14 protein-coding genes and 1 tRNA gene are annotated in these 13,335 nt (G+C 40.1%); 14 read left to right on the forward strand and 1 reads right to left on the reverse strand.

Annotation, left to right across the window (positions count from 1 at the left end):
* Nucleotides 1–183 precede the first annotated feature (183 nt).
* The 14 genes from JXR81_08175 (at nucleotide 184) to JXR81_08240 (ending at nucleotide 12,786) form a co-directional block, all read left to right on the forward strand.
* Nucleotides 184–1,116 carry a TerC family protein gene (locus JXR81_08175; GenBank protein ID MBN2754821.1) on the forward strand — a complete coding sequence of 311 codons (933 nt, stop codon included), beginning with the start codon at nucleotides 184–186 and terminating at the stop codon, nucleotides 1,114–1,116.
* A gap of 72 nt (nucleotides 1,117–1,188) precedes the next feature.
* Nucleotides 1,189–1,264, forward strand: a tRNA-Arg gene (locus JXR81_08180).
* Between the two features lie 42 nt (nucleotides 1,265–1,306).
* Nucleotides 1,307–1,966, forward strand: a complete 660-nt coding sequence (locus JXR81_08185) for a histidinol phosphate phosphatase domain-containing protein (GenBank protein MBN2754822.1) — start codon at nucleotides 1,307–1,309, stop codon at nucleotides 1,964–1,966.
* Nucleotides 1,967–1,989: 23 nt separating this feature from the next.
* Nucleotides 1,990–2,568 (forward strand): porin family protein, encoded by a 579-nt coding sequence (locus tag JXR81_08190; GenBank protein MBN2754823.1) that lies wholly within the window; start codon nucleotides 1,990–1,992, stop codon nucleotides 2,566–2,568.
* A gap of 31 nt (nucleotides 2,569–2,599) precedes the next feature.
* Nucleotides 2,600–3,322: a tetratricopeptide repeat protein gene (locus tag JXR81_08195; GenBank protein ID MBN2754824.1), complete on the forward strand. Its 723-nt coding sequence runs from the start codon at nucleotides 2,600–2,602 to the stop codon at nucleotides 3,320–3,322.
* On the forward strand, nucleotides 3,319–3,777 hold the full coding sequence (locus JXR81_08200; protein MBN2754825.1) for a TIGR00725 family protein: 459 nt from the start codon (nucleotides 3,319–3,321) through the stop codon (nucleotides 3,775–3,777). The genes JXR81_08195 and JXR81_08200 overlap by 4 nt, the downstream gene beginning before the upstream one ends.
* Nucleotides 3,777–5,018: a sugar ABC transporter substrate-binding protein gene (locus JXR81_08205; GenBank protein ID MBN2754826.1), complete on the forward strand. Its 1,242-nt coding sequence runs from the start codon at nucleotides 3,777–3,779 to the stop codon at nucleotides 5,016–5,018. The genes JXR81_08200 and JXR81_08205 overlap by 1 nt, the downstream gene beginning before the upstream one ends.
* The gene (locus JXR81_08210) at nucleotides 5,011–6,273 is read left to right on the forward strand and encodes a sugar ABC transporter permease (protein MBN2754827.1); all 1,263 of its coding nucleotides are present in this window, start codon (nucleotides 5,011–5,013) and stop codon (nucleotides 6,271–6,273) included. Before JXR81_08205 ends, JXR81_08210 begins: the two co-directional genes overlap by 8 nt.
* Nucleotides 6,274–7,206: a carbohydrate ABC transporter permease gene (locus JXR81_08215; protein ID MBN2754828.1), complete on the forward strand. Its 933-nt coding sequence runs from the start codon at nucleotides 6,274–6,276 to the stop codon at nucleotides 7,204–7,206. It abuts the gene before it with no gap.
* A 28-nt stretch (nucleotides 7,207–7,234) separates the two neighbouring features.
* Nucleotides 7,235–7,405, forward strand: coding sequence for a hypothetical protein (locus JXR81_08220; protein ID MBN2754829.1), 171 nt, complete (start codon nucleotides 7,235–7,237; stop codon nucleotides 7,403–7,405).
* Nucleotide 7,406: 1 nt separating this feature from the next.
* Nucleotides 7,407–8,024 carry a bis(5'-nucleosyl)-tetraphosphatase (symmetrical) YqeK gene (gene yqeK / locus JXR81_08225; GenBank protein MBN2754830.1) on the forward strand — a complete coding sequence of 206 codons (618 nt, stop codon included), beginning with the start codon at nucleotides 7,407–7,409 and terminating at the stop codon, nucleotides 8,022–8,024.
* A 129-nt stretch (nucleotides 8,025–8,153) separates the two neighbouring features.
* A complete protein-coding gene (locus tag JXR81_08230) occupies nucleotides 8,154–8,507 on the forward strand; it encodes a hypothetical protein (protein ID MBN2754831.1) in 354 nt (117 codons plus the stop codon).
* Between the two features lie 106 nt (nucleotides 8,508–8,613).
* A complete protein-coding gene (locus JXR81_08235; protein ID MBN2754832.1) occupies nucleotides 8,614–9,654 on the forward strand; it encodes an HD domain-containing protein in 1,041 nt (346 codons plus the stop codon).
* 159 nt (nucleotides 9,655–9,813) lie between these two features.
* On the forward strand, nucleotides 9,814–12,786 hold the full coding sequence (locus tag JXR81_08240; protein MBN2754833.1) for an ATP-dependent helicase: 2,973 nt from the start codon (nucleotides 9,814–9,816) through the stop codon (nucleotides 12,784–12,786).
* A 183-nt stretch (nucleotides 12,787–12,969) separates the two neighbouring features.
* On the opposite strand, the gene JXR81_08245 is transcribed toward JXR81_08240, so the two are convergent.
* A complete protein-coding gene (locus JXR81_08245; protein ID MBN2754834.1) occupies nucleotides 12,970–13,134 on the reverse strand; it encodes a hypothetical protein in 165 nt (54 codons plus the stop codon).
* Nucleotides 13,135–13,335 lie beyond the last annotated feature (201 nt).

Genomic DNA, 13,335 nt, shown 5'->3' on the forward strand with positions numbered 1-13,335 from the left:
ACCTCCGTATTTCTATGCTACCACGCCTTGGAATAGGACATTTCTATTTTGCATATTTAGGACATTATCACTTTGCGGTTACAGTGGTCCAGTTTTTGGGGGTAAGCTCCGTATCTTATTGCCATAAAAATATCTATGGTATATAATAACTGAATTATTAAAAACGTTTTAAGGAGAAACTGCATGGAACACAACGCGCTTTGGTGGATTGGTTTTAACGCAATGGTTGTCATACTTATAATGGTTGATATGCTGGTTTTTCATAAAAGGGATCATGAAGTTTCCATTAAAGAGTCGCTTGCGTGGACTTTTGTCTGGATAGGGCTTGCTCTGGCTTTTAATGTCTTTATATTTATTATGGAAGGCAGGGCTCAGGCGCTTGATTACCTTACGGGATATCTTATTGAAAAATCATTAAGTGTGGATAATCTGTTTGTGTTTATAGTTGTTTTCAATTATTTCCGCGTTCCGGCTATTTATCAGCACAGGGTTCTGTTTTACGGTATTCTTGTGGCTATGATTTTAAGGGCTGCGTTTATACTTGCGGGAATAAAACTTGTCACGGAATTTGAATGGGTAATGTATATTTTTGGAGTGTTTCTGGTTTACATAGCCATAAAGATGGTGACGGAAAAAAACGAGGAGTATGACCCTTCAAAAAACCTGATGGTAAGATTGTTTTCAAAAATAATGCCGATGAAAATGGAATATAAAAATCATAACTTTATTGAAATAGAAAACGGGAAACACCATTTTACCCAGCTTTTTGTGGTGCTGGTGACAATAAGTTTTGTAGATGTAATTTTTGCCGTGGATTCAATTCCGGCTATATTTGCCATTACCACAGACCCGTTTATTGTTTATACTTCCAACATATTTGCCATTATGGGATTAAGGGCGCTGTATTTTGCGATAGCAGGGGTAATGAAACTATTCCACTATCTGAAATACGCGTTGTCTGTAATTCTGGCGTTTGTAGGTATTAAAATGCTTATTGCCCACTATATAAAAATACCTACGGTTATATCGCTTCTTGTTATTGTTTCCGTGCTGGCTGTTGCTATTTTTGCCTCTGTTTTAAGGTCAAAAATGATGAAAAACACAACAATGATGTAAAAAACATATAATAAATTTCTTGCATTAAAACCATTTTTCTATATAATATACAAGTATTTTTTAGTTTATAGTGGGCCCGTAGCTCAGTGGATAGAGCAGAAGTTTCCTAAACTTTTGGCCGGACGTTCGATTCGTCTCGGGCCCACCATAAAAAATACAGGCCTCACAATCATCAATATAAGGGGTGTATATGATAGATCTTCACACGCATACATTTTTTTCTGATGGTGTTCTGCTGCCGTCGGAACTTATTCAGAGGGCAAGAAAAACAGGGTACAGGGCAATAGCGATAACTGACCACGCTGACATATCTAATCTTGAAAATGTCATTAAAAGCCTTTCAAAAGTCTGTACTGAAACCAACAAAGTATATAAAGACATAGTATGCCTTCCCGGGGTGGAACTTACCCATATTCCGCCGGTGCTTGTTGCGGGTATTGTAAAAAAAGCAAGGTCGCTTGGCGCGAAAATGGTTGTATTTCACGGGGAAACAGTGACAGAACCGGTGGAACCGGGTTCAAACAGGGCGGCGATAGACGCAAAAGTGGATATTCTCGCGCATCCCGGAAATATTTCAGATGAAGACGCGGCGCTTGCCGCAAAGAATAACGTTTGCCTTGAAATAACCGCAAGAAACGGGCATAATACTACCAATAAGCACGTAGCGCAGGCTGCTATAAAAGCCGGCGCCAAGCTTGTTTTTGATACGGATTCACATGCTCCGGCAGATCTTGCTGATAAAGCAAAAAGGGAACTTGTTTTAACAGAGGCAGGGCTTAATAAGGGTCAGATTTTACAGGTAATTATGAATTCTGAAGCTTTATTAAGAAGCAAAGGGATAAAAATTTAAGTTTAATTTTGCGGAGGGAATAAATGAAAAAGTTTTTATTAATGATTTTATTTGTTTTATTAACAGCGGTTGTTATGGCGGCGCCGCCCAAAGTTTATAATGTGGATTATTGGGTAATAAACGCGAAAGGCGGGGTAACTTATCCGATAGGCGAATTTGCAAATCATGTCACCCCCGGCTATAACTTTGGAATTTCCGCAAGGAAAGGGTTTGACATGGAATTTTCCGCGGGAGGCGGTTTTAATTTTATTTCGGTGCCGTATAAATCCGAAACTGCTCCGGATAATTTTTCGGCATCTGTTATTGACGCGGAACTTGCCTGGGCGCCGTATCTTCCTGATTTTTTCATCTGGCCGTATCTTAAAGCGGGAATAGGAATGTACATAATGAAATATGCCAAGCAGACAGATATGACCACGGTTGAAATGACATCAGAGACTTCGTTCGGGCTTTTATTCGGGCTTGGCGCGAATTACCCGATAACTAAAATGTTTGCGGCAAATCTGGAAGTGCTTTATAACCACGTTTCGCTTGCCGGCGGCACGGGCGACCTTAACACTTTTCTGACAATAGACCTTGGCGTTACAATATTTCTTAAATAAAAAACAACTCACAGGACTACGGAGGAAATAAATGGAAAAGATTAAGCACAAAGACGCAAAAAAAATGATCAAAAGAAATGATTTCGCTGAACTGGTAACAAATCTGAGGAAATACGCTTCAAAAAACACGGAAAATATAATAATAACAGCGGTGATAGCAATTGTTATTATAGTGGCAATTCCCGTGATTATTAATTTTAACAGAAATAATGAAATTAAAGCGGAAAGGCTTCTGTCGGAAGCAAATTTTTACATTAACAGGCCCGTGGTGGAAGATTCCGATATGACTATGTACGGATTTTTCAGGTCGAAGAATGAAAAATATGAAAAAGCAATTCAGACTTATCTGGAAGTCATAAGCAAATATAAAGGCACAAGCCAGGCTCCTGCCGCTTATCTTGGCGCGGCAAACGCGTATTATAACAACGGCATGTATAAAGAAGCCATAGAGTATTATGACACCTTTATTCAGAAATATAAAAGCAGCGTCCTGTATCCGGAAGCTTTAAGCGGAAGGGGATATGCTTCGTATCAGTCGGGTAATTATCAGGAAGCGGTTAACTCTTGGCAGGACACAAAAGTGTTTGAAAAAAGTTCAAACGCCACGGATGTAAAGCTGAAGCTGGCTGACTGTTACGTTAAACTTAATGATAAACAAAAGGCGCTGGATATCTATAAGAAAATAGCGGAAGAAAAAAAGGGCACTTTGTGGGCCTCAGTAGCGGCTGAAAAACTTAAAGAAATAAAACTTTGAACAAAAAAGTAATCGGGGTTATCGGCGGGAATACAGTTGGAAAAAAGCATTATGAAGCCGCTTATAAAACAGGACGTGAAATAGCGCGCCGAGGGGCTGTTTTGGTTTGCGGCGGCCTTGCCGGGGTTATGGAAGCGTCGTGTAAAGGCGCAAAAAAAGAAGGCGGAGTGACTGTGGGAATACTGCCTTCAAAGAATAAAAAGACAGCGAATAAATATGTTGATATAGCGGTGGCAACGGGAATAGGCGAAGCCCGAAACACGGTTATAGTAAACACCGCTGACGGATTTGTGGCCATAGACGGAAAAGAAGGCACTTTGTCAGAAATAGCTTTTGCGCTTAAAGCGGGAAAGCCCGTAGCCGGAATTGACACATATGACCTGCCGGAAATAATAAAGTGCGGCACGCCGGAAGAAGCGGTGGAAAAGATTTTTTTAAAACTTGAAGGAGCGTAATGAAAAACTTTTTTAAAATATTAATTTCAGCGGTTATGTTTTTTGCGTCTTTTTGCCTTTACGCGGAAGAACTTACCGTATGGAATATGCCTGCTGACGCTGATACCCTTCAGAAAAAAGTCTGGAATGAAGGGATAAAATCGTTTGAAAGCAATAATTTGGATATTAAAGTCAGGGGGATAAGCAGGGAATATAAGCCGCAGGAATTTGTAAGCGTGATGGCAAGCGGAAAAGGCCCTGATGTGGTAAGAATACCGATAACCGCTGTTCCGGTAATGGCAAAGCACGGTTTTCTGGCGGATTTAAGCGGATATACCGCGGACTGGATACAGAAAGATTATATGCCTAAAATAATGTGGGATTCCGTTGACATAAACGGAAAAATATACGGCGTACCATATGATTCTTTTTTTACGGTAATGTTTTACAGAAAGGATATTTTTGACAGGTGCGGAATTACAAAGGCGCCTGAAACATGGGAAGATATAATAAAATACAGCGCCATAATTAATTCAAAGACAGGCGATGTTTACGGGATAGGGCTTCAACCCGATATGTTTTACTTTGTGGATTTCATCTGGCAGGCGGGCGGCAGCGTTTTTACCGGCGGCAAACTTGCCTTAAATGAACCTGCCGTGGCACAGGCTTTAAAATTCTGGCACGCGCTTAAATGGAAATACAGGGCGACTCCGCCTACTGATATACTTTACGAGGCCGATGTAGAACAGCTGTTTTCAAGCGGAAAAATAGCAATGATGCCGGCTGTTGCTAAAAGATTACCTGTAATGGCAAGGCGGTATGGGCTGGATATGAAAAACGTTGAAATAGTACCTTTGCCTGCAGGCCCGCAGGGTATAAAGGCGTGGCACGCGGGCGGAGAAGCTTTTATAGTCAATTCATCCATAAGCCCGTCAAAAAAAGACAAAGCATGGCGGTATATTCAGTATGAACTTTCGCCGCCGGCACAGCTTGGAAAATACATAAGGATGAAAAATCTGCAGCTGCCTATTTTTCCGGGTGATTTTTCGTGTGCTACAAACCTGATAAACATGCCTGAATTTGCAAATATAAAAGGGCTTTTTGAATACGCGCATATAGAACCGCCGCTTTACGAATGGCCTATGATAAAGGAAGATTTTAACCGCAGTGTTCTGGAAAAAATATTTACAAACAGGGAAGTGGATTTTGAAGGCGTGATTTATGAATTTGAAAAAAAGATAAAGGCGGAATATAATGAGTGATGAAATCTTCAGAAGGGTCGGAAATGACCTGTCAGAAGAGGCCATAAAAGGCATTATTCATGACGAGATAACCAGCCATAAGAGCGGAGAAGCCGTCCTTCCGATTATTAAATTCAAGCTTCCCGTGCAGGCAGAAGTGGTAAAGATAAAAAAGCCGCAGCCCGCGCAGGAACAGAAAAATATATTCAGGATATCCACCGCGGGCGACCTTGTCAAAGGCACCGGAGAGAACACGGTTAAGATACCGGATAACCTTACCGCTTCGCAGAAGTTAAAAAAAGCTTTCCGCTACAGGCGTTTTGGGGAAAAGATCACACCCGGCAGTTTTAAAAGGCCGCAGCTTCCCGTTCCTTCGGTTAAAGAAGAGGAAAAGGGAAAACTTAAGCTGCTTGGAATAAAGAGAAAATTTTTTGGTATTGAACTGATACTTCCGGCCCTGCTGCTTTTCCTTTTGTTCAGCTGGATGCCGATGATAAAGACTTTTATAATAAGTTTAAACAAATTTGAAACCATAAATACCCCTGTTTATGCCGGTGCCGCGAATTTCATCAAAATATTAAATGACGCGTCTTTCTGGCAGGCGTTTAAAAATTCCGGCATACTGACACTGATAATAATTGTACTTGGTACATGGCTGCCTTTTATGCTTGCTATGTATGTATATGAAATGAGAAAGGGAAGCGGGCTTGTTAAGGTGCTGTATTTTATCCCGTTTTTAACCCCGGCGGTACCTGCCGCAATACTTTGGAAGTGGCTGTATAATCAGGGTTATGGCCTTATAAATTCTTTCCTGTCGCTTTTTGGCGATGCCGTGCACATAGGATGGGTTACAAACCCCAAACTGGTGCTTTTATCAATTGCTATCGTATTCGTCTGGAAAAATACCGGATGGGCAATGCTTATATATCTTGCGGGGCTGCAGAATGTGCCCAAAGTATTATTTGAAGACGCGTCGCTGCTGGGGGCGGGAATTTGGACAAAGATAAGGCATATATTACTTCCTTCAATGGTTCCGGTAATAATGACGGTTATATTTATACAGATGATAAGCGGAATGCAGGTTTTTGCGGAGGTCTATATAATGACAAACGGAAGCCCGGAAGGGGCGTCCGAAGTAATAGCCACGTATATTTATAAAAAGGCATTTTTATATATGGACATCGGGTATGCTTCGGGCGTAGCCGTGTTTTTTCTGATGATTCTTATCTCAATAACACTGCTAAGAATGAACACCCTTGGCAGAAAGAGGAAATAAATGGCGTCAAAAAAGAAAGTAAAAGTTCAGCCCGCATATATTATGGAAGAACCGAATTATCTTTTTCCAAAGTATGAATTAAAAAATACGGGGACAAGGATAATTTATTCTGTATGGGGCTTTTTTGTATTTTTAGGCGCGGCGCTTGTCACTATCCCGTTTTTGTGGATGGTTATATCATCAATGCTTCCTCTTGACCGCGTTTATGATCCGCTGCCGGCGCTTGCGGCATCGCCTGAATTCAGCCTGGATAACTTTAAAAAAGCATGGGAAATAGCCCCTTTTACTTTATATTTTATGAACAGTGTTATAGTGGCTGTATGTGTGGTTTTAGGCCAGGTTATTATTAGCGCTATGGCGGCGTATTCGCTTTCTAAATTAAAACCGCCCATGTATTCGGTGATGATAATTCTGTTTCTATCAACAATTATGATACCTTTTGAAACAATAGCCATACCGCTTTATCTTTATATGAGGGATTTTTCAATAGCAGGGCTTATGAAAATAAACCTTATAAATTCCTACTGGGCTCTGATACTTCCGGGGCTTGCCAATGCGGTTAATATTTTCATATTTAAAAGTTTCTTTGACAAGCTTCCGGATGACTTTGTGGAAGCCGCAAGGGTTGACGGTTATTCGGAAACCGGAATATTCTTTAATATAATCATGCCCGTATCAAAGCCCATTATTGTTGTGGTGGGTATTATGAATTTTGTCAATATATGGAACTCTTTTTTCTGGCCGCTTATCGTGACAAACGAACCCGGCATATACACGCTTATGCTTGGTATATACAAAATAATAGAAGAGGGCCAGCCGTGGAACATTGTAATGGCGGCGGTAACGCTTTCAATGATACCCACAATTTTAATTTTTGCTTTCTTCCAGCGCCATATAATGAAAGGCGTTGTCTTTACATCGCTTCAGGAATAATATAAAAAACCCGGAGGAACCTGATATTATGAAAAAGGAAAAGAGTTCAAAAAAAAGAAATCTGGATATGGCGGTTCATGAACAAAGGGTAAAAACCATTGGCTTATCTGACAGGGCGGTTAAAGCTGTTGTCAGATTTGCAATAATACTGGTGCCGGTGGTTTTAATCGCGCTGATAATTGTTTTTAGTATCAGATAAAATGGCAAAAAGTTATGTGCCGCCCGCTTTAAGGGCGGCGGTAAAAAAACACCTTAATAAATACTCCTACAAGCACGCGATTGGGGCGGAAAAAATAGGGGTTAAACTTGCGATTCGTTTTGGCGAGAATCCTGAAAAAGCCGCGCTTGCCTGTCTTTTGCATGACTGCGCCAAGGATATGGACCATGAAGAACAGCATAGTTATATGAAACTTCACGGAATAAAAAGGGATATTAAATATCCAAGGCTGTCCGCGCTTTTTCACAGCAGGACAGGGGCGCACATGGCACAATACAGTTTTGGAATCACCGATAAGGATGTACTTGCCGCTATTGCAAATCACACAGTGGGAAAGAAAGGGATGACAGGCCTTCAGAAAATAGTGTATGTCTCTGATTTTATAGAAACAGGCAGAAGGTATATTGGGTCAAAAAAGCTTAGAGAAAGGTTTTTAAAGGATAAGAATATATCTCTTGATGAATTGGTTATGGAAGTGGTAAAGGAAAAAATGAATTATTTAATTTCATCAGGACATCTTATACACGTAAATGCGGTTTCTTTATGGAACGAGCTTGTGGAAAAGAAAAATAAAGTGTTGACGGGTAATAAAAGACTTTAAAATAAGGCGAATAGTTTATCGTGTAAGGTATTTTGTTAGATTATAATTTATTTGCAAATTACTTGACAAACATGGGTGCCGCTGCTATACTTTAATCAGAGAGAGAAAAAAAGAAAGGCGGTGGTTGGTATGGGGGACAGATACGAAGAATTAAAAGAAGTGCTTTCTACAAACGAAGCTCTTGCAATAATCTGTTACAATAAATATCACCATAAAGGGTTAATAAACTGCACAAGAGTTTCAGAAATGATAAAGGTTCCAATCAATAAAGTAAAAGATACCTGCGTTAAGCTTGAAGAAATGAAGGTTTTAAAGATTCACAGAACAGGTTATGATATGGAAGTGGAAATGCTTGACCAGGATGATACCCATACAAAGCATATTATTGACGAGGTAATCTGGGAAAATAAACAGGAATACGGCAAAATTTACAAAAAACTTATTACGGCGGAACTTGTTGATTTTATGAATTATATGAAATAATAACAGCGGTTTTTTCAAGCCCGGCATGCACAATGCTTCCGGGCTTTTTTTTTGACAAAAAGTAAATAAAAGTTTATAATAATTATGGGTAAAAAAGGGAGAATAAATGTCAAAATTTTCTTTTAACAATGGCGATGAGATAAAACTTCTTCTGGTGGAAGATGAAAAGAGCCTTGCCAAATATCTTCAGATATCCCTTATGGATGAAGCCGGGAATGTTTTCAATGTTAAAAATGCCAATTATTTAAATGAGGCTCTTGAAATTGCAGAACAGGAAGAATTTGATGTGGTGCTTCTTGATTTGAACCTGCCTGACAGTAATGGGCTTGATACGCTTATTAAATTCAGGCAGAGGTTTCCTGACACTGCTATTGTTATCTTAACCGGGCTGGAAGATAAGGAATTTTCGTTACAGGCGGTAAAGGAAGGGGCGCAGGACTATCTTGTCAAAGGCGAAACAGAAGCGGGGGTCCTTGTAAGGTCTATTTTTTACGCTATAGAAAGAAACAGGTTTATTCTAGACCGCAGAAAAGGGCGTATTGAACTTGAAGAAAGCTACGAAAAACTAAAGACGATATCAGACGGAATAATTCTGGCAATGGAAAAGATAGTGGAAACACGTGACCCCTATACGGCAGGGCATCAGCGCAGGGTGGCGCAGCTTGCAAAGGCAATAGCCATAAAACTTAAACTTCCTAAAGAAACTGTTAATGCCATTTTTATCGGCGGCATTATTCATGATATTGGCAAGATTTACGTCCCGGCGGAAATTTTATCAAAACCGGGTAAACTGTCCACAATAGAATTCAGTATTATAAAAACTCATCCGCAGGTGGGGTATGATATTCTAAAAAATATTAATTTCCCTTTTCCTGTTGATAAGATAGTATTTCAGCACCATGAAAGAATGGACGGCAGCGGGTATCCCCTGGGATTGCAGGAAGAGGAAATACTTATTGAAGCAAAGATTATAAGTGTGGCTGATGTAATGGAAGCAATGGCGTCAATAAGGCCGTACAGGGCGGCGCTTGGACCTGAAGCTGCTTTAAATGAAATAAAAACAAACAGAGGCAAACTTTATTTTGCTGACGCGGTGGATGCATGCGTGGAATTGTTTGAAAAGGATAATTTTACATTTGATAAGTAATGGTATCAATAACTGACAGCATTACAAATAAAACCTGTTTAAACCTGTATTTAAAATCAATTTATACGGCATAACAATTGCTTTATATAAATCAAATTGTATAATATACTGGTTTATCTGTAAGGGTGTCTTAAACAACTATAGCGGGAGAAGAATAAATTGACAGCCAGGAAAAAGACAGACGAGGTTAAAACAGAACCTGAAATTATTGATACAACCGGGATTATTTCAGATGAAGAGCAGGATAAAGCCATACGTTTTGGGGAAGGCCCTCTTTTAATTGTGGCGGGCGCCGGCACCGGTAAAACAAAAGTTATAACCGAAAGGATTGCCTGGTTAATAAGTGAAAACAAGGCTCTGTCTTCACAGATTGTGGCGCTTACTTTTTCTGAAAAAGCGGCAAAAGAGATGGAAGAACGGGTGGATAAACTGGTGCCATTCGGGATGACAGAGACACAAATATCCACTTTTCATTCTTTTGGCAGGATGATAATAAATGAAAATTTTGCGGAACTGCGCATAGCGCCGGACTGGGAAATTTTAAGGGACACGGACGGCATAATACTTATAATGGAAAACATAGACCGTTTTGACCTTGATATATATAAACCGCTTAACAATCCGGGGCAGTATATAGGCCAGCTTATAGGCTTTATTTCCAAATTAAAAGATAACCTGATTACCTGGCAGGACTACACTGCTTTTGCTTCATCTTTTGCCGCAAAAGCGGATAATGACGAAGACAGGGAAGTTGCGGCAAAACACACCGAACTTGCCGGGTTTTATAAAGCATATGAAGAATTAAAGACGGAAAAAAACCGGATGGATTTTGGCGACCTGATACTTGTTCCATACATGTTATTAAAGGAAAAGAAATCCGTTTTGAAAAAATACAGGGACAAGTTTAAATACATACTAATAGACGAGTTTCAGGATACCAATTACGCCCAGTTTGAATTTATTAAAATTCTGGCGGGAGAGCACGGCAATATTAACGCGGTCGGCGATGATGACCAGATGATTTACCGTTTCCGCGGGGCGGCAATATCAAATATCATGGGGTTCAGGGATAATTACAGAAGCGCGGAAATGGTTGTTTTAAAAAATAACTACAGGACATGCCAGGTTATTCTTGACGCGGCGCATAAACTTATTAACAACAACACAGACAGGCTGGAAACAAAGTACAACATAGACAAAAGGCTGATTTCAAAATATACCCCGGAGCATAAGATTGAACATCTTAATGTAAGGGTGTTTGAGAATTATTCTGAAGAAGCCGATTTTGCCGCGCGGGAAATTAAGAAATATGTGGAGAAGGGTTATTATAAGTACAGTGATTTTGCCGTGCTGGTAAGGGCAAAAAATGATGCAAAGATGTTCCTGAAAACTTTTGAAAGAAAGGGCATACCATATTCTTTTGCCGGTGACGAAGGGCTTTATAATAAGAAAGAGGTTCAGTTTCTTATAAATTTCTGCAGGGTGCTTGCCGCGCCTTATGAATTTAATCCCGTGCTTGATGTGATAATATCCGAACATTATGATGTGGACCCTTTTGTAATGTCCAAACTTGGGAACCTTGCCAAAGAACACAATGCCGCGGTCATTGACATGATGAGAGATACTGATAAATATCCGGAATTAAACATCCCTGAAAAAGAACTCGTAAAAATAAAGATATTTATAAAAGACATTGACCGTTATCTTTTAAGGGTGGCAGAGAAGACATCGCCCGGCGAAATAGTGCTTGAATTTTTAAAGCAGAAACGCATTCTTGACACTCTCTTTAAGGAAAATACACCGGATTCTGACGCTGTTGTGGCAAACATATCGGGTTTCTTTGAAGTGATGAAGCGTTTTTCTGTTAATGAAAAATACGACACAGTGCATAATTTTGTAAGTTATATTGACCTTAGTATTAAGTCGGGGGAGAATCCCAAGGAAGAAATGATTTCGGAAGTCAAAGAAGACGCGGTGCAGGTTATGTCCATTCACAGGGCCAAAGGCCTGGAGTTTAAGGTAGTCTTTGTGGCGGCGCTTATACAGGAAAAATTTCCCGGAAGAAAAAGGGCGGATTATGCGCTGCCGTTTCCGGAAGCCATAATGCACGATATAGTGGATGAAGATACGTACTTTCATGAAGAAGAGCGCAGGCTTTTTTATGTTGCCGTAACAAGGGCGAAAGACGCGCTGTATTTAACAGCGGCAAGGCAGTATGAAGGCAGGCCCGGTAAAAAGATAAGCATATTTTTGAAAGAGATTGGTTTTGATATTCCGGATGATTTTGCCATAACGCCTGATAAAAATAAAAAGTTTGAATATTTTGAGAAAAAGCAGTCTGTATTGGAAACAGCGAAAAGACATGCCAGGCCGGATGTACTGAAACTTTCCAACTATCAGATAGATGACTATTTAACATGCCCGTTTAAATATAAACTGGTGCATGTGTTTAAGATGCCGATAAGAAGCAGGCCTAATGTCATGATAGGTTCCGCCATGCACGCGGTATCGGCCGAGTTTTTTATGGCGCGCAGGGACGGCAGGGCGGTTACGCTTGAAGGGTTAAAAGGGATATTTGAGGCCATGTGGAAGCCGGCAGGATTTCTGACACAGCAGGAAGCGCAGAAAAATTACGAAGCCGCGATAGATGCAATAGAGCGTTTCTATATAAAGGAAAGCGCGAATAATATAATTCCCAAATATATAGAAAAGGATTTTGAATTCAAACTGAATGATAAACTTAGCGTCCGGGGCAGATGGGACAGGATAGACGAGATAGACGGTAAAATAATTATTGTGGATTACAAGACTTCTGACGTCCGCGATGAAGAAAAAGCGGAATCAAAGATAAAAAGCCAGGACATTCAAAGGCAGCTTAAATTATACTGCCTTGCTTATGAAAAAATGTTTGGCGTGCTGCCGGATGAAGCCGGGCTTTACTTCTTTAAAAGCTCCATGCTTGTGACAAAGACATTTAAAGAAAAAGCCATAAGGGAATATGAGGAAAAAATACACGAAGTAGCCGGGCATATATTAAATGAAGAGTTTGAGCCCACGCCGGCCTCTTTTACCTGCCGTTACTGCGCGTTCTTCAACATCTGCCCGTACAGCAAGGCGGATGTGCTGTTTTGATAAACAAAGCGCTTTAGCGGTTTAAGCAATTAAGCTATAGCGGAACAAGTAGCCGCGGCTTTTAAGCTGCGTTGTTTGGACTTATAAACAGCTCCGCCTATCAGGCCGTGACAAATTTACGTATACCCGTAAATTTGTCACGGGACAGGAGGTAATAATTGGGGCGGTTATAAAGACCACTTTTTAAGCCGATTTGCCTTTTCTCCCTTTTTTGGAATGATACGCCATAACAGCTGTCATCTTTCTGTAAATTGCATATAAAAATACCTTTGACAAATGTTCATTTGTGTAATAAAGTAAATTTAATTTTACATCATTGGGATGGGTGAAAATTGAATATACATGCATTACGCAGGTTTTTTTGGGCGGCTGTTTTCATAATTATCGCTAATACTTTTATCAGCGGGTCTGATAATTTTTTCCCCTGCGGTGCAGATACAACAAAAAAACTTGATTTAATGATTACCTGTCAGATGCAGGGAACGCAGGAGCGAAGATATTATGTAAAGATAATTAACCGGTCTGATACCCCCGTTTACTATTCAAACG

This window comes from Candidatus Goldiibacteriota bacterium, assembly GCA_016937715.1.
In the GTDB taxonomy this organism is placed as follows: domain Bacteria; phylum Oederibacteriota; class PGYV01; order PGYV01; family PGYV01; genus PGYV01.